The sequence below is a fragment of the Actinomycetospora atypica genome (assembly GCF_042653685.1).
In the GTDB taxonomy this organism is placed as follows: Bacteria; Actinomycetota; Actinomycetes; order Mycobacteriales; family Pseudonocardiaceae; genus Actinomycetospora; species Actinomycetospora atypica.
The window spans coordinates 63676-80447 of record NZ_JBHSIV010000026.1; the positions used below are offsets into that span (position 1 = coordinate 63676).

The following is a 16772-nucleotide window of genomic DNA, read 5'->3' on the forward strand; positions in this document are numbered from 1 at the left end:
CGAACCGGCGGTAGCGGTGCGGAACCTGACGAAGCGGTACGGCGAGGTCGAGGCCGTGCGCGGGATCGACCTCGAGGTGGCCCGGGGAGAGACGTTCGGGTTCCTGGGGCCCAACGGGGCCGGGAAGTCGACCACGATCAACATCCTCTGCACGCTCGTCGAGCCCACCGGCGGGACCGCGGCCGTGGCGGGGCTCGACGTCGTGCGCGACCGGGCGGCCGTGCGCCGCCGGATCGGGCTCGTGTTCCAGGAGCCGACCCTCGACGGGCCGATGTCGGGTGAGCAGAACCTGCGCTTCCACGGCGAGCTCTACGGGGTCGACCGGCGCACCGCGGCCGCCCGGCGCGAGGAGGTCCTGCGCACGGTCGGGCTGTGGGAGCGGCGGGCCGACCCGGTGACCACCTACTCCGGGGGGATGCGGCGGCGGCTCGAGATCGCGCGCGGGCTGTTGCACTCCCCGCAGGTGCTCTTCCTCGACGAGCCGACGATCGGGCTCGACCCGCAGACCCGGGCCTCGATCTGGAACTACCTGGCGCGCCTGCACGAGACCCAGCCGATCACCGTCTTCGTCACCACGCATTACATGGACGAGGCCGAGAACTGCGACCGGATCGCGATCATGAACGAGGGCCGGATCGTCGCCCTCGACACCCCGGAGGCGCTGAAGGCGCAGGTCGGGGCCGACCGGGTGGTGGTCACCACCGACGACGACGAGGCCGCGATCGCCGCGATCCGGCGCGGGTTCGGCGTGGAGGCGGCCGTGCACGAGGGGGCGGTCACGGTGTCGGTCCCCGACGGGGCGGGCTTCGTGCCGCGCCTGTTCGCGGCCCTGACCGCCGAGGGCGTCGTCGTGCGGTCCGTGGCGGTGACCCGGCCGTCGCTCGACGACGTGTTCCTGGCCCACACCGGGTCGACCCTGCGCGACGCCGAGGCGCGCGGGCCGTCGATGCACCCGATGGCCATGCGGATGAGGGGACGTTGACATGACGCAGACCAATCTGCGGGTCGAGGCGGTCCGGGTCCCGGAGAGCGGGCTCGCGACGGAGGCCCGCGCGGCCGCGGTGGTGTGGCAGCGGGAGATGATCCGGTTCCTCAAGGACCGGACGCGGATCCTGTCCTCCCTCGCCCAGCCGCTGCTCTTCCTGTTCGTGCTCGGCAGCGGGCTGGGGTCGCTGCTCGGGCGCGGCGGGGGCGGGATCGCGCTGCCGACGTTCCTGTTCCCGGGTGTGCTCGCGATCTCGGTGCTCTTCACCGCGGCGTTCTCCGGCATCTCGATCGTCTGGGACCGGGAGTTCGGGTTCCTGCGCGAGATGCTCGTGGCGCCGGTGTCGACGACGTCGATCCTCGTCGGGAAGGCCGTCGGCGGGTCGACCGTGGCCACGCTGCAGTGCGTGCTCCTGCTGGCGCTCGCGGGCCTCGTCGGGGTGCCCTACGACCCGGTGATGTTCCTCGAGCTGCTCGTGCTGATCTTCCTGATGGCGTTCATGATCTGCTCGCTCGGGCTGATGCTCGCGGCCCGCCTGCGCCAGGTGCAGACCGCGATGCCGATGGTCCAGCTGATCATCACGCCGCTGATGTTCCTGTCCGGCGCGCTGTTCCCGCTCGGCAACCTGCCGACCTGGCTGACCGTGCTCACGCACCTCAACCCGATGACCTACGCGGTCGAGCCGCTGCGCCACGTCGTGTTCGCGCGGCTCGACGCCTCGCCGGCCGACCTCGCGCGGTTCGATCCCGGCATCCACTGGGGCTCGTTCCTGGTCCCCACCTGGCTCGAGATCGTCCTGACGATCGCCTTCAGCGCGTTGCTGCTCGCGCTCGCGGTGCGCCGCTTCCGCCGGACGGAGTAGGTGCGCGGAGCGCTCGTGACCACGTCGAGGGGCTGTGATCCCCCGAAGTGCTCACGAGCGTTTCGCACCTCGGTCGCTCCGGTCATCCGCCGCGACGGGCGTTCGACGAGGCCGCCCGAGGACCTGGAGGTAGTCGGTGGACCAGCCGGTGGACGCGGAGCCCGAACAGCTCGCGCAGGAGATCTCGGAGGGCGCCAGCCGGGACGGACGCTCGATCGCCGTGGTCGAGTCGCTGACCGGCGGGCTCGTCTCGAGCGACCTCGCGGCCGCGTCGGGCTCGAGCGAGTGGTTCCGCGGTGGCGTCGTGGCCTACGACCGCACGACGAAGCACGGTGTGCTCGGGGTGCCCGACGGCCCCGTGGTCGCCGAGCCCGCGGTGCGCGCGATGGCCGAGAAGGCCGCCGAGATGTTCGGCGCCGACGTCGTCGTCGCCGTGAGCGGTGCCGGTGGCCCCGACCCGCAGGACGACCAGCCCCCCGGCACGGTGTGGTTCGCGGTGAGCGACCACGGCAAGACCGACGCGTGGGTGAAGCGGTTCCCGGGCGACCCGCCGGACGTGCTCAAGGCGACCCGCATCGAGGCGCTGCACACCCTGCGCGAGCACACGACGTCCTCGCACGCGGACGGCTAGGACCGGCGCAGACCGGCGTCCCACTGGGCCCGGAGGACGAGACCGGTGGCGGCCAGGTCGATCGAGGTCGGGGACACGAGGTACTGCAGGGCCAGGCCGCGCAGCTCCGCCAGGACGATCGCCGCCACCACCTCCGGGCGGGCGTCCGGGCGGACCTCCCCGGCGGCCCGCCCGGCCTCGACGTCGGCGGCGAGATCGGCCCGGAACAGCGCGTCGCGCTCGCGGAACACCGGGCCGAGCTCGGCCGAGGCCACCGACTCCGCCCACAGCACGAGGAACGCCCGGCTGAGGACCCCGGCGCCGGTGACGGCCCGCAGGTAGCCCTCGACGAGGTCGAGCAGCCGGTCGAGACCCGGCTCGCGCCCGGCGACGTCGGGGACGAACCCGGTCTGGCTCGCGGCCACCAGCGCCTCGACGAGGGCCTGCTTCGACCCGAAGTGGTGCGTGACGATGCCGCGGCTGTACCCCGCCCGGCGACCGACGTCCGCGAGGGTCACCGAGCGCAGGCCCGACTCCACGACGAGCTCGGCGGTCGCGGTGAGCAGCGCCCGCTCGGTGGTCTCGCGCCGTTCCTGCTGGGTCCGCCGTTCCACGGCCGCACCCTAGCGCGGCGCTTGCGTGTCGATCGGCAAGTCACTCGTGCGACAGCGGCAGTCCCAGCAGGGCGTTCTCGATGAGCTCGGGCAGCGCCGGGTGGATCCAGTACTGGGCGGTGGCGACCTCCTGGGCCTTCTGCCCGAACACCATCGCCTGCACCAGCACCTGGATCAGCGACGACGCCTGCGGTCCCATGAAGTGGGCGCCGAGCAGGGTGCCGTCGGGAGCCGCCAGCACCTTGGCGAACCCCGTGTGGTCCTCCATCGCCCAGCCGAACGCGACGTCGCCGTAGGCCTGGACCTTGGAGACGTAGGGCGTCCCGGCCGCACGCAGGTCCTGCTCGCGCGCACCGACCGAGGCGACCTGCGGGTGGGTGAACACCGCCGAGGGCACGAACCGGTGCGACGTGGCCCGCGGGGTGTCGGGGTGCAGCACGTTGTGCTGCACGACCTTGGCCTCGTGGTTCGCGACGTGCTTGAGCTGGAACGGCGAGCTCACGTCGCCGAGCGCCCAGATGCCCTCGACCGCGGTGCGCTGGTACTCGTCGACCTCGACGCGCCCGTCGTCGGTCAGGGCGAGGCCCGTCTTCTCGACGTCGAGCCGGTCGCCGTTGGGCCTGCGGCCGGTGGCGACGAGCAGGGCGTCGCTCTCGATGATCGACCCGTCGGGGCAGGTCAGGACGATCGTGCCGTCGGCGCGCTGCTCCGCGGCGGTGGGCTCGGCGCTGAGGTGCACGGTGAAGCGGTCCTCGGCGAGCCGGGTGAACCGCTCGGTGACGAGCTCGTCCTGGTCGCGCAGGAGCGCGGGCCCGCGGGTCAGCACGGTGACCTCGCTGCCGAGGGACCCGAACACGTGCGCGAACTCCGCGGCGATGTAGCCGCCGCCGATGATCGTGAGGCGGCGGGGGAGCTCGTCGAGCCGCATCACGTCGTCGGAGGTGTGGAAGGGGACGCCGGAGTCGGCGACGACCGGCGGGACCGTCGGGCGCGAGCCGGCGGCGATGACGACGCGGTCGGCGGTCACCATCTCCCCGGCGCCGCCCGCGGTCGGCGTGATCGAGAGCTCGCGCTCGCCGGTGAAGGTGGCGTGCCCCTGGTAGACGGTCACGTTGGAGCACTGCGAGTCGCGGTAGCGGAGCCCGCCGGCCGAGATCGGGTCGATCCGGCCGAAGACGCGGTGGACGATGTCGGTCCAGCGCACCTTGTCGATGCTCGCGTCGACCCCGTAGGTGCTCGCCTCCCGGACCGCCTCGGCGACGTCGGAGGCGTAGACGTACATCTTCGTCGGGATGCAGCCGACGTTCAGGCACGTCCCGCCGAACACCCCGTGCTCGACGATCGCGACGTCCCAGCCGTCGAAGCGGGAGTCGATGATCGAGTTCCCGGATCCGGAGCCGATGATGACGAGGTCGTGGTGCGGCACGGACCCCACTGTATTGAGCGCGAGCGATCCCGGCCGCCCCGTCCGGGGGTTCACCCGCTGCCGTCGCCTCGACGACGTTCCGTGACCGGCCATCGGAGACCGGCGAGCGGTCGTCGGGCGGGCTCTCAGACCGTTCGCCGCGCCGCACTCACCCCGTACTGACGTTTATCGCCCTGAATCGACCGTTCGTCGTCGCTCGGCGGGGCGAACTCACGACGAACGGCTTGTCGTCGTCGGGTGCTCTCTGGTCAGGTTCTGCTCCGTCGGGCGCGCCGCGGTGCGCCGGACAGCCCTACGGGGGCAGGGCGGGTTGGCAGAACGTGAGCGGAGGCGGGATGCGGGAACACGGGTCGGGGCAGGCGCGGCCGTCCGCGGGGACGCCTCGGCGGACCGGCGGCGGACGGCACCGGGCGGTCGTGGAGGCGACGCCGCGCCGCCCGGCCGGGGGAGCGCGGCCCCGGCGGGTGCGCCGGATGGCGGTCCTGGTGCCGACCGGGCTGGTGGTGTTCGCGGTGGTCGCGGTCGGGCTGGTGTCCTTCGGGGGGCGCAGCCAGGCGGTGACCTCGAGCGTGACGGTGGAGGCGGGGGCGCAGGCCGGCGACGGGACGGGGGACGGCGCCGGCGGTGCCACCGGGGACGACGGGCGGCCGCAGGCCCGCATCGTCGGGGGGACCCGGGCGAGCACCGCCGCGGCGCCGTGGGTCGTCTACCTCACCGACTCGTCGGGCTTCCAGTTCTGCGGCGGCACGCTGGTCACCCCGACGAAGGTCGTCACGGCCGCGCACTGCACGGCCTCGGCCCCCGACCGCGAGACGTTCGTGGTCGCCGGGCGCGACGACAAGGACGCGAAGTCGGGGCACTCGGTCGGCGTGCAGAAGACCTGGGTCAGCCCGACGTTCAAGGCCGTGGGCGACGGGCTCGACGTCTCGGTGCTGACGCTGGCCGAGCCCCTGCCCGAGAAGCCGCTGCCGCTCGCCGGGCCGTCGGACACCGCGCTCTACGGGACCGGGACCGCGGCGACGATCTACGGCTGGGGCGCGACCTCGGAGAACGGCACCCCGTCGCGCTACCTGCTGAGCGCCACCGTGCCGATCCGCGACGACGCCTACTGCAAGAAGTCGGCCTCGTCGTTCGACGCGAAGCTGCTCACCTGCGCGGGCTTCGACTCCGGCGGGGTCGACACCTGCCAGGGCGACTCGGGCGGGCCGCTGGTGGCCGGCGGCAAGCTCATCGGGATCACGAGCTTCGGCGACGGCTGCGCGCGGGCGGGCAAGCCGGGCTTCTACACGCGGGTCGGGGCGAACGAGGACGTGATCCGGGCCCAGATCGCGTAGCCGGGGGCGCGCGGCACGAGTGTCCCGACCGGAGGGCAGACCGGGCGGGGGGCATACCGGGGGCGGATCGGCGGGCAGGCCGGTCCGCCCTCGGTCACGCACGTTCCCTGTTACTCTGAACTCACCGGTTCGTACATCAGCCGGGACCGACCTCGGAGGCCCTCGGTGACCCTGACGCTGCCCGACGCCCTGCCCGGCGCGCGCGACCGCGAGGAGCGGGCGAGCCACCTCGTCGGCCTCGTCGGCTCCGGCATCGGCCCCTCGCTCACCCCCGCACTGCACGAGCGCGAGGGCGAGGCGCTCGGGATGCGCTACCTCTACCGGCGCCTCGACCTCGACGTCCTGGGCCTCGCGGCGACCGACGTCGGCCGCGTGCTCGATGCCGCGCGCCTCACCGGCTTCTCCGGGCTCAACGTCACCCACCCGGCCAAGCAGACCGTCCTCGCGCACCTCGACCACGTCGACGACGACGCGGCCGCACTCGGCGCCGTGAACACGGTCGTGTTCACCCCGCACGGCGCGGTGGGGCACAACACCGACCGGTCGGGCTTCGCCCGCTCGTTCCGCCGCGGCCTGCCCGACGCGCCCGTCGCCCGGGTGCTGCTGCTCGGGGCGGGTGGCGCGGGGGCGGCGGTCGCGCACGCCATGACCGATCTCGGGGTCGGCGAGCTCCTCGTCGCCGACGCCGACCGCGCCCGGGCCGAGGCGCTCGCGGGCGCCGTGCGCGACACGGGCCGCGCGAGCACGTCCGTCGTCGCGCTCGCGGACGTCGACCGGGTCCTGGCCGGGGTCGACGGCCTCGTCCACGCCACGCCGACGGGGATGGCCGCCCACCCGGGCTCGCCGGTCACGACCGAGGCCCTGCGCGGGGACCTCTGGGTCGCCGACGTCGTCTACCGGCCGCTGGCCACGGCCCTCGTCACCGCCGCCCGCGCCCGCCGACTCCGGGTGCTCGACGGCGGGGGCATGGCCGTCTTCCAGGCCGTCGACGCCTTCCGGCACTTCACCGGCGTCGAGCCCGACGCCGGGCGGATGCTCGCCCACTTCGCCGACCTCGTCACCGCCGGGGCCTGAGCGGTGTCGCGCCGCCGGCACTCGATCGCCACCGCCTGCCTGTCCGGGCTGCTCGAGGACAAGCTCGACGCCGCCGCGGCGGCCGGGTTCGACGGGGTGGAGCTCTTCGTGCCCGACCTGCTCGGCTCGCCCGAGCCCCCCGAGGTGATCGCCCGCCGGTGCGCCGACCTCGGGCTGGCGATCGACCTCTACCAGCCGGTCCGCGACCTCGAGGGCCTCCCGCCCGACGCCTTCGCCGCGGCCCTGCGTCGCGTCGACCACGCCCTCGACGTGATGGCCCGCCTCGGCACGACGACGGCGCTCGTGTGCTCCGCGGTCGATCCCCGCGGCGTCGACGACGACGACCTCGCCGCGGCCCAGCTCGCGCAGGTCGCCGACCGGGCGGCCGACCGCGGGATGCGCATCGCCTACGAGGCGCTGGCCTGGGGCCGCCACGTGAACACGTGGGACCACTCCTGGCGGATCGTCGAGCGCGCCGACCACCCGGCCCTCGGGCTCTGCGTGGACTCCTTCCACCTCTACTCCCGGGGCGGCGACCCGGCCGGGCTCCGCGACGTGCCCGGCGAGAAGATCTTCTTCCTCCAGCTCGCGGACGCCCCCCACCTGGCGATGGACGTCCTGCCCTGGAGCCGCCACCACCGGCTCTTCCCCGGTCAGGGCGACTTCGACCTCACGACGCTCGTCGCCCACCTCGACGCCGCGGGCTACGACGGCCCCTGGTCGCTCGAGGTGTTCAACGACGTCTTCCGCCAGGCCGACCCGCGCCCCGCCGCCGTCGACGCGCGGCGCTCGCTGCTGGGCCTGGCCGAGGACCTCGCCGGCACGCCCCGCCCGCGCCTGGGCGGCACCGCGTTCGTCGAGCTCGCCACCGACCCCGGCACGTCGGGCGAGGTCACGGACGCGCTGGCCGCGTTCGGGTTCGCCCGCACCGGCGAGCACCGGAGGAAGCCGGTCTCGCTCTGGGAGGCCGGAGGCGCGCGCCTCGTCGTCCGGGAACGCCTTCCCGACGACCGCGCGGGGACCGCCGTCGCCGGCCTGGCCGTGCGCAGTCCCGACCCCGAGGGTCTCGCGCGGCGGGCGACCGACCTGCTCGCGCCCCGCGAGGAGCTGCCGCACGCGGGCGACGAGGCCGAGCTGCGGGCGGTCCGCGCGCCCGACGGCACGCTGCTGTTCTGCTGTCCGGAGCGCCCCGAGCCCGGCGGCGACGACTTCTGGCCGGGCGACTTCGCCCCGACCGGCACGATCCCGGCCGACGGGCCGGTCCGCGGGATCGACCACGTCGCGCTCACCCCGCCCTACGACCTCGTCGCCGAGGCGGAGCTGTTCTGCCGCACCGTCCTCGGCCTCGCGCCGGTGGCGGAGCCGACCGAGGTCGTCGCGCCGTTCGGCGTGGTGCGCAGCCGCCTGTTCGCCGACGACGCTCCCGATCCGGTGCGGGTGGTGCTCTCCTCGTCGCTGGTGCGCCGCGGCGGGTGGGCGCCCGGGGTGCCCGCGCCGCAGTCGGTGGCGCTCGCGGTCGACGACGTCGAGGCGGTGGCCCGGGCGGCCGCCGCGGCCGGGTTGGCGCTGCTCGACGTCGGTCCCAACTACTACGACGACCTCGTCGCCCGCGGGGTCGTCGACGCGGCCGAGGCGGCCCGCCTGCGCGAGCACCGGGTGCTCGTCGACGCCGACGGCGGCTACCGGCACGTGGTCACCGAGGTCCTCGGGGGGCGGGTGTTCCTCGAGGCCGTGCAGCGGACCGGCGACGACCGCGGGTACGGCGCGGCCGACGCCCCGGTGCGGATGGCCGCGCAGCGCCGCGCCCGGCACGCGGGCGGCTGACCAGGACGACCGGGCCGTCCGTCGGACGTGGCTCAGGGGCCGAACACGTGCCCGGGGAACGTCGGCCCGGCCGCCCAGGGGAGCTCGTGGCCGTGCACGAACCGGGCGAGGGCGTCGTGCAGCTCGTCGGTCACCGCCCGGTCGGCCGCGGACATCGCCGCGGCGGGCCGGCCGAGCAGCGGGCGCTCGAGGAACCGGGGCGGGTGGGCCCAGAGGCAGGCGTTGTCCGCGCCGTGGGTGGCGCCGAGGACGTCGAAGAGCGGGACCGCGGGGGCGTGGTCGAACCGGCCGGTCCACATCGGCCCGGGGTGGGCGGCGGCGAGGTCGCGCACCCCGCCCTCCCACCACGCCGCGGTCCGGCGGGCCTGCTCGACGGCCGGGAGGTCGGGCCGGAACACCGCCATCTCGTCGCGGCAGGTCTGGAGCCAGAGCGGCACCCCGGGGACGGCGTCCAGGGGCGGCACCGGCAGCACGTCGCCGTCGACCACGGGCAGGAACGGCACCCCGCGCGGGTTCCCCGGGTCGGCGGGCACCTGGGTCGCGGCCTCCAGCAGGTCGGCGACGGACGCGGTGTCCGGATCGGCGTCCAGGGCCGCGGTGAACGCCTCCCCGGCCGCTGCGTGCTCGTCGGGAGAGCGCACCCAGCCGCCGCCCGAGAGGATCACGGCCGCCCGGAACCGCCCGCGGGCCGCCGGTGTCGTCATCAGCGACGACACCATCGCGGCCCCCGCCGACTGCCCGGCCAGCGTGACGCGCCCGGGGTCGCCGCCGAACGCGGACACCGTGTCCGACACCCACGTGAGTGCCGCCACGAGGTCGGTGAGGGCCGGCGTCGGATCCGACGCCCTCGTCGTCAGGAACCCCAGGGCCCCCAGGCGGTAGGAGACCGTCACGACGACCGCGGGGAGGCGGGCGGCGAGGTGGGTGCCGTCGTAATCGGCCGGGCCGCCGCCGACGAAGGCGCCGCCGTGCACGAAGACCAGCACCGGCAGCCCGGACACACCGGCCGGGGCGTACACGTCGAGCGTGCGCCCGCCGAGGGCCTCGTCCCCGAGCACGGTGCCGTCGCGGAGCTGGGGCGCCGGCGGGGCGGCGGTCGAGGCGTCGGACGGCGCGGACCACGACGGCCGCGGGCCCGCCGGGGCGAACCGGCGGGCCGGGGGTGCGGCGTAGGGGAGGCCGCGCCAGACGTGCACGCCCCCGTGGGCCCGGCCGATGACCGGGCCCACGGGGGTCTCGAGCGGGAGGGCCACGGATCAGACCGAGGCCGCGGTGGCGGTGGTGCCGCGGTCGGCGACCCGGTCGAGCTCGGCGGTCGGGACGTGGGCGGTCTCGCGGGCCGTGGCGGCCGCGATCGCGGCGAGCACGCAGAGGCCGGCACCCAGGATCGCGACCGGCACCCAGCCGCCGTCCCCCTTGCCCACCAGGGCCTCGGCGATCGTCGGGACGAACCCGCCGACGGCGAAGCCGATCTGGGTGCCGACGGCCATGCCGGTGAGGCGGACGCGGGCCGGGAACATCTCGCCGTAGAACGCGGGCCACACGCCGTTCGCGGCGCTGTAGACCACGCCGGAGAGCAGGACCCCGGTGACGAACACGAGCACGTAGTTGCCGCTGGAGATCGACCAGAGGTACGCGGTCAGCAGGACCGCACTGGCGAGGCAGCCGGCGATGAAGACCGGCTTGCGGCCCGTGCGGTCGGCGCGGCGGGCGAAGTACGGGATCGCGAGCAGGGCGACGGCGTTCGCGGCGATGCTCACCCAGAGCATGCCCGGCCGGGAGAAGCCCTCCTGGCTGGTGGCGTAGGACAGCGCCCAGACGCTGACCAGCGTGCTCACCGAGGAGACGAGCGCGGCGAACACGACGCGGAGGACGGCGGGGCCGTGGTCGCGGAACAGGGCGACGATCGGGACGCCCTCGGTGCGGCCCTCGGCGACCTCGGACTCGAAGACCGGGGTCTCGGAGAGCGTGCGGCGGATGATGATGCCGGCGGCCACGACGATCACCGACAGCCAGAACGGTACGCGCCAGCCCCAGCTCAGCAGGGCGTCCTGGGGCAGCGCCGCGATCGGCAGGAACACCAGCGTCGCGAGGATCGAGCCGGCCTGGGTGCCGGAGAGGGTGAAGCTCGAGAAGAAGGCGCGGCGCTGGTCGGGGGCGTGCTCGAGGGTCATCGAGCTGGCGCCGGCCTGCTCGCCCCCGGCGGAGAAGCCCTGCAGCAGCCGCGCCGTGACCAGCAGCGCGGGGGCCAGGGAGCCCGCGGTGTTGTAGTCGGGCAGGCAGCCGATCGCGAAGGTCGCCGTGCCCATGAGGACCAGCGTGAAGATCAGCACCCGCTTGCGGCCGACCCGGTCGCCGACGTGGCCGAGCACGACCGCGCCGAGCGGCCGCGCCACGTAGCCGACGCCGAAGGTCGCGAGGGCGAGCAGGGTGCCCGCGGTCGGGCTCGACGACGGGAAGAACACCTTGCTGAACACCAGCGCGGCGGCCGTGCCGTAGATGAAGAAGTCGTAGTACTCGAGGGCGCTCCCGATCCAGGCGGCGAGCGCCGCCCGGCCGGGCTGGGCGCCGGCTGCGGGGGCAGCGGCTTCGGCGGAGGACATCGTCGGACTCCCGGGGCAGGCTCTATGTACCGTCTGGTTACGTACCAGATAGTGAGTTAGCGCGGCCCGGGCTGTCAAGGAGGAGCGTGGTGGCGGTCACCGCCTGGTCGGTGGTCAGGATCTCCCGACGTGGGCCGTGAGGAACTCGACGACCAGGTCGGAGAGCATCCGCCGGTAGTGGTCGCGTCGGTCGGGCGCGAGCATGTCCCGGTCGAACACGGCGGCGACGGTGTGGCGGTTGGCCGTGCGGAAGACGCAGAACGAGCTGATGAGCAGGTGGATGTCGAGTGCGTCGACGTCGTCGCGGAACAGCCCGGCGTCGCGCCCGCGCGCCAGGATGCCCTCGAGCACCTCGAGCGCCGGCCCGGACAGTCCCTCGCGGATCGGCGAGGCGCGCAGGTGCTCGGCGTGGTGGATGTTCTCGATGCTCACGAGGCGGATGAACTCGGGATTCGCCTCGTGGTGGTCGAAGGTGAGGTCGCAGAGCGCCCGCAGGGCCGCGGTGGGAGGCAGCTCGTCCACCTCGAGGTGCTGCTCGAGGGAGCGGATGCCGAGGTAGGCCCGTTCCAGGACGGCGAGGTAGAGGCCGTCCTTGCTGCCGAAGTAGTAGTAGAGCATCCGCTTGGTGGTGCGGGTGCGGGCCGCGATCTCGTCCACCCGGGCGCCTGCGAGGCCGCGCGCGGCGAACTCGCCGGTGGCGACGTCCAGGATCTCCGCGCGGGTCCGGTCGGCGTCGCGCTGTCGCGGTCGGGACTCGGTGGTCACGGTCGTCTCCTCGGGCCGGTTCGCGCAGAACTCACCGGGCAGTACATCATGACGGGTGTGAACCGCGTCGCCGTGCACCACTCGGTCCTCGATCCCACCGACCCGGTCGCCTGCGTCCTGGCCGCCCGGGCGGGCGGGATCGACGCGGTCGGCCTGCACGTGGCGAGCGAGGACGCCGCGGAGCGCGCCTGGGAGCACGGGGCCGGCGCCCCGCTGCTCGCGGCCCTCGTCGACGTCCTGCTGGTCTCGCGCGTCACCGCCCTCGACGTGGGTCGGATCGACCTCGGCGACCCGCCCGGCACGGCCGCCGCCGACCCGCGCCACCGCGCCCTCGACCTCGCCGGTCGGCTGGGCGCCCAGTTCGTCACCGCGCGGGCGTCGTCGACGGTCGACACCGCGGACGCGGTCGCGGTGCTGTGCCACCAGGCCGAGCCGTTCCGGGTGCGCCCGGTGCTCGTGCCCACCCCGGGCACCCCCGTCGCCTCCCCGCGGGACGCGATCGCCGCCGTGGCCGGGAGCCGCGCCGGGATCGTCCTCGACGTCGTCCCCTCGACCGTCGACGCCGACGAGGTCGCCGAGCTCCTCGTGGAGGCCGGGGACGCCCTCGGCTACGTCCGCGTCCCCGCCGACGAGCTGGGGGTCGACATGGGGGCGGCGACCTCCCTGCTCGCGACGCTGCCGCCGTGGGTCCCGGTGGTGGTCGGGGCGCCGCGCGAGCCGCTCGGCCGACGTCCCGACCCCGCCGACCCGACCTCGGCCGCCCGCTCCGGGGCGTTCCTCGCCGCGTGCCGCGCCGGGGTCGACCGCCTGCTCGTCCACCCCCGCGCGCTCGAGGCCGAGCGCGGCCGCTGACGTCGGCGGCGCCTGCCGGAGCGAACGGCACTTCCGCTGCTTCTATGTGCGCGAGAGTGCCCTTCGCTCCACGCCTCGTCGGGAAGTAAGGTGAGCCTTACCTGACGAGGAGGAGTGGGCGAGATGGCCAAGGGCGGACCGGGGCACCGGCTCGAGGTGCTGCGCAGCGAGCGGCTGACCCCGCACATCCAGCGGGTGGTGCTCGGCGGGCCGGGCCTGGCCGGGATCGAGGACAACGGCTTCACCGACCGCTACGTCAAGCTCGCCTTCCGGCGGCCCGGTGTCACCTACGACGAGCCGCTCGACGTCGGCGCCGCCCGCGAGACCCTGCCGCGCGACCAGTGGCCGATCTCCCGGACCTACACGGTGCGCTCGCTCGACCACGTCGCCGGCGAGATGGCCATCGACTTCGTCGTGCACGGGGACCTCGGGGTGGCCGGACCGTGGGCGATGGCCGCGCGGCCGGGCGACGAGCTGATCCTGCTCGGCCCGGGCGGGGCGTACGCCCCAGCGGCCGACGTCGACGCGCACGTGATGATCGGCGACGAGGCCGCGCTGCCCGCGATCGCCGCGGCGTGCGAGCGGGTCGCCCCCGGGGTGTCGGTGCACGCGTTCGTCGAGGTCGAAGGTCCCGACGACGAGATCGTCCTGGACTGCCCCGGCGCGCTGCACCTGCGCTGGGTGCACCGACCGGAGTCGCTCGTCGACGCGGTACGGGCGGCGGCGTGGCCGGCGGGGCGCGTGCAGGCGTTCGTCCACGGCGAGACCTCGACGATGAAGGCCCTCCGCGGCCACCTGCGCGACGAGCGCGGGGTCCCGCGGGAGCTCCTGTCGATCTCGGGCTACTGGCGCCGCGGGCTGGACGAGGAAGGCTTCCAGGCCGACAAGCGCGCGGGGGGTGGCGTCGCCTCGTGAGCAGTAAGCGGGGGGCTATAGCCCCACTTAGTGCTCACGAGCGCCGGAGGCGCACATCTCAGCGCCTGATCAGATGACGGTTCCGTCGGAGGGTTAGGGTCGCGTCCCGTGGCGTTCCCCTTCACGGCCGTCGTCGGTCACCCCGACCTGCGGCTCGCTCTCCTGCTGTCCGCGGTCGACCCGGGCATCGGCGGCGTGCTGGTCCGGGGGGAGAAGGGGACCGCGAAGTCGACGATCGTCCGGGCCCTCGCGGCCCTGCTCCCCGAGGTCGAGGTGCGGGCCGGCGACCGGTTCGGCGTCGACGTCGAGGCGGGGGAGGAGAGCCCGGACGGGCCCTTCGGCGCCGACGTCCCGCTCGAGCGCCGCCCCGCCCGCCTCGTCGAGCTCCCCGTCGGCGCCTCCGAGGACCGTCTCATCGGGTCGCTCGACCTGCAGGAGGTGCTCGCCCACGGCCGCGGCTCGGTGCAGCCCGGCCTGCTGGCGCTGGCCCACCGCGGCGTCCTCTACGTCGACGAGGTCAACCTGCTCCACGACCACCTCGTCGACCTGCTGCTCGACGCCGCTGCCTCGGGGCGCTCCCACGTCGAGCGCGACGGGGTGTCGTTCACCCATCCCGCGCGGTTCCTGCTGGTGGGGACGATGAACCCCGAGGAGGGCGAGCTGCGCCCGCAGCTGCTCGACCGCTTCGGCCTGACCGTGCGGGTGTCGGCCTCCCGCGAGGTCCGCGAGCGCACCGAGGTGGTCCGCCGACGTCTCGCCCACGACGCCGACCCCGCCGCCTTCGAGCAGCGCTTCGGCCCCGACGAGGACGCCCTGCGGACCCGGATCACCACCGCGCGCGACCGCCTGCCCGCCGTCGCCCTGTCCGACCGCGAGCTCGTCCGCATCTCCGCGGTGTGCGCGGCGGTCGACGTCGACGGGATGCGCGCCGACGTGGTCGTCGCCCGCACCGCCGTGGCCCACGCCGCCTGGCGGGAGGCCGACTCGGTCGACGCCGACGACGTCCGCGCCGCCGCCCGCCTCGCGCTGCCGCACCGCCGCCGCCGCGACCCCTTCGACGAGCCGCACCTCGCCGAGGACGAGCTGGAGAAGGCGATGCAGGCCGCCGAGCAGGCGGTCCAGGACTTCGACGACGACCAGCCCGACGACGACGGCCCCGACGACGACCCGCCCGGCCCCGGTGGGTCCGGCCCCGACGACGACCCACCCTCTGGAAGCGATCAGGGTCCCGACGACGAGGCGGGTCGGGCTCCCGAGAACGCCGCCGGTCCCGGCACCGGGGCCCCGCGCGACGACGCCGGCCCCGCCCCCGAGGGGGCCGGCTCCGCCCCCGAGCCGCCGACCGGAGCCGACGACGCCCCCGGCCCCGACACCTCGTCGGGAAGCAGTGACGCCGGAAGCAGCGGGGACGACGACGAGGCCGGGCGCCCGGCCGGCGCCCCCAGCCCCGTGCGGCTGAAGAGCCGGCGCTTCGAGGTCTCCGGCGTCGGCGAGGGCGTGCCGGGACGGCGCTCGCGCGCCCGCGGTCGGCAGGGCCGGACCGTGCGGGCGGTCGCGGAGGCCCCCGAGTCCGGCCCGGCGCCGCACCTGCCGGCCACTGTGATCGCGTCGGTCCGCAGCGGGCGGCGCGGTCGCCCCGCCGCGGAGGACCTGCGCCACGCCCACCGCGAGGGACGGGAGGGCAACCTCGTCCTGTTCTGCGTCGACGCCTCGGGCTCGATGGCGGCGCGCCGGCGGATGAACGCGGTCACCGGGGCGGTCGACGCGCTGCTGCGCGACGCCTACCAGCGGCGCGACAAGGTCGGCGTCGTGACCTTCCGCGGCAGCACCGCCGTGCTCGCGCTCCCGCCGACGACGAGCGTGCACGCCGCCCACGCCCGCCTCGCCGACCTGCGCACCGGCGGGCGCACCCCGCTCGCCGAGGGCCTGCGCGCCGCGCGCCGGGTGCTCCGGGCGGAGCGGGTGCGCGACCCGCGCCGGCGCGGCCTGCTGATCATGCTCACCGACGGCCGCGCGACCGTGTCGACCGGGACCGGCAAGCCCCTCGACGAGGCCCTCGACGCCGCCCGCGGGCTCGCCCGCGAGGCCGGGCCGGGGCGCGGCGGGGCGGCGATGAGCACGGTCGTCGTCGACTGCGAGTCGGGCCCCGTGCGCCTCGGCCTGGCCGGGCGCATCGCCGGGGCCGCCGCCGGCGCGATCGTCACCCTCGACGAGCTGACCGGCGAGTCCGTCGCCGCCGTGGCCCGCGCCGCGGCCTGAGAAGGGAGCACACATGCCGCAGGGCGTCCCCGCCACCGTTCCCGACGACGGCCTCACCACCCGCCAGCGCCGCCGCCGCCCGCTCCTCGTCGTGCACACCGGGGTGAACAAGGGCAAGTCGACGGCCGCGTTCGGGCTGGCGCTGCGCCAGTGGACCGCCGGCAACTCGGTGGCGGTGTTCCAGTTCGTGAAGTCTGCGAAGTGGAGGGTCGGCGAGGAGACCGCGCTCAAGGCCCTCGGCGAGCTGCACGCCGAGACCGGCCAGGGCGGGCCGGTGGAGTGGCACAAGATGGGCGAGGGCTGGTCGTGGTCGCGCAAGCCCGGCTCGGAAGACGACCATGCCGACGCCGCGCGCGAGGGCTGGGCCGAGATCCGGCGCCGGCTCGAGGCCGGCGCGCACGACTTCTACGTCCTCGACGAGTTCACCTACCCGCTGAAGTGGGGGTGGATCGACGTCGACGAGGTCGTCGGGGTGCTCAACGACCGGCCCGGGTTCCAGCACGTCGTGATCACCGGCCGTGACGCGCCGCCCGCGCTCGTCGAGGCGGCCGACCTCGTCACCGAGATGACCAAGATCAAGCACCCGATGGACGCGGGGCAGAAGGGTCAGAAGGGGATCGAGTGGTGACCGGGAGACGGAGCCTGCGGA

Annotated in this window: 15 protein-coding genes; 10 read left to right on the forward strand and 5 right to left on the reverse strand. The window is 75.2% G+C overall.

What is annotated here, in order from left to right:
* Nucleotides 1-16: 16 nt before the first annotated feature.
* The 3 genes from ACFPBZ_RS21270 (at nt 17) to ACFPBZ_RS21280 (ending at nt 2478) form a co-directional block, all read left to right on the forward strand.
* Nucleotides 17-982: an ATP-binding cassette domain-containing protein gene (locus ACFPBZ_RS21270; RefSeq protein WP_378038108.1), complete on the forward strand. Its 966-nt coding sequence runs from the start codon at nt 17-19 to the stop codon at nt 980-982.
* Between the two features lies 1 nt (nt 983).
* On the forward strand, nt 984-1847 hold the full coding sequence (locus tag ACFPBZ_RS21275; protein WP_378038109.1) for an ABC transporter permease: 864 nt from the start codon (nt 984-986) through the stop codon (nt 1845-1847).
* Nucleotides 1848-1983: 136 nt separating this feature from the next.
* Entirely contained in the window at nt 1984-2478 is a 495-nt protein-coding gene (locus tag ACFPBZ_RS21280) for a CinA family protein (RefSeq protein ID WP_378038110.1), read from the forward strand.
* Here ACFPBZ_RS21280 and ACFPBZ_RS21285 read toward each other — a convergent pair.
* Together ACFPBZ_RS21285 and ACFPBZ_RS21290 are read right to left on the reverse strand one after the other, a co-directional pair.
* Nucleotides 2475-3071, reverse strand: a complete 597-nt coding sequence (locus ACFPBZ_RS21285) for a TetR/AcrR family transcriptional regulator (protein ID WP_378038111.1) — start codon at nt 3069-3071, stop codon at nt 2475-2477. The two genes, ACFPBZ_RS21280 and ACFPBZ_RS21285, sit on opposite strands and share 4 nt — an antisense overlap.
* A gap of 40 nt (nt 3072-3111) precedes the next feature.
* Entirely contained in the window at nt 3112-4497 is a 1386-nt protein-coding gene (locus tag ACFPBZ_RS21290) for a mycothione reductase (protein ID WP_378038112.1), read from the reverse strand.
* Between the two features lie 416 nt (nt 4498-4913).
* Here ACFPBZ_RS21290 and ACFPBZ_RS21295 point away from each other — a divergent pair, with 416 nt between their 5' ends.
* The 3 genes from ACFPBZ_RS21295 (at nt 4914) to ACFPBZ_RS21305 (ending at nt 8729) form a co-directional block, all read left to right on the forward strand.
* Nucleotides 4914-5831 (forward strand): S1 family peptidase, encoded by a 918-nt coding sequence (locus tag ACFPBZ_RS21295; RefSeq protein WP_378038113.1) that lies wholly within the window; start codon nt 4914-4916, stop codon nt 5829-5831.
* 165 nt (nt 5832-5996) lie between these two features.
* On the forward strand, nt 5997-6905 hold the full coding sequence (locus ACFPBZ_RS21300) for a shikimate dehydrogenase (RefSeq protein WP_378038114.1): 909 nt from the start codon (nt 5997-5999) through the stop codon (nt 6903-6905).
* 3 nt (nt 6906-6908) lie between these two features.
* Nucleotides 6909-8729 (forward strand): sugar phosphate isomerase/epimerase and 4-hydroxyphenylpyruvate domain-containing protein, encoded by a 1821-nt coding sequence (locus tag ACFPBZ_RS21305; RefSeq protein WP_378038115.1) that lies wholly within the window; start codon nt 6909-6911, stop codon nt 8727-8729.
* A 32-nt stretch (nt 8730-8761) separates the two neighbouring features.
* Here ACFPBZ_RS21305 and ACFPBZ_RS21310 read toward each other — a convergent pair whose 3' ends face one another.
* From ACFPBZ_RS21310 to ACFPBZ_RS21320, 3 genes are all read right to left on the reverse strand, one after another.
* Nucleotides 8762-9982: a carboxylesterase family protein gene (locus tag ACFPBZ_RS21310; RefSeq protein ID WP_378038116.1), complete on the reverse strand. Its 1221-nt coding sequence runs from the start codon at nt 9980-9982 to the stop codon at nt 8762-8764.
* Between the two features lie 3 nt (nt 9983-9985).
* On the reverse strand, nt 9986-11332 hold the full coding sequence (locus ACFPBZ_RS21315; RefSeq protein ID WP_378038117.1) for an MFS transporter: 1347 nt from the start codon (nt 11330-11332) through the stop codon (nt 9986-9988).
* Nucleotides 11333-11446: 114 nt separating this feature from the next.
* Nucleotides 11447-12097, reverse strand: a complete 651-nt coding sequence (locus tag ACFPBZ_RS21320; protein ID WP_378038118.1) for a TetR/AcrR family transcriptional regulator — start codon at nt 12095-12097, stop codon at nt 11447-11449.
* Nucleotides 12098-12154: 57 nt separating this feature from the next.
* On the opposite strand from ACFPBZ_RS21320, the gene ACFPBZ_RS21325 reads away from it, so the two are divergent.
* The 4 genes from ACFPBZ_RS21325 to cobO all read left to right on the forward strand — a co-directional run bounded on the left by ACFPBZ_RS21325 (nt 12155) and on the right by cobO (nt 16751).
* The gene (locus ACFPBZ_RS21325) at nt 12155-12949 is read left to right on the forward strand and encodes a hypothetical protein (RefSeq protein WP_378038119.1); all 795 of its coding nucleotides are present in this window, start codon (nt 12155-12157) and stop codon (nt 12947-12949) included.
* A 123-nt stretch (nt 12950-13072) separates the two neighbouring features.
* The gene (locus ACFPBZ_RS21330; RefSeq protein WP_378038120.1) at nt 13073-13864 is read left to right on the forward strand and encodes a siderophore-interacting protein; all 792 of its coding nucleotides are present in this window, start codon (nt 13073-13075) and stop codon (nt 13862-13864) included.
* 108 nt (nt 13865-13972) lie between these two features.
* A complete protein-coding gene (locus ACFPBZ_RS21335) occupies nt 13973-16123 on the forward strand; it encodes a VWA domain-containing protein (RefSeq protein ID WP_378038121.1) in 2151 nt (716 codons plus the stop codon).
* Between the two features lie 13 nt (nt 16124-16136).
* Nucleotides 16137-16751, forward strand: coding sequence for a cob(I)yrinic acid a,c-diamide adenosyltransferase (cobO, locus tag ACFPBZ_RS21340; protein WP_378038122.1), 615 nt, complete (start codon nt 16137-16139; stop codon nt 16749-16751).
* Nucleotides 16752-16772 lie beyond the last annotated feature (21 nt).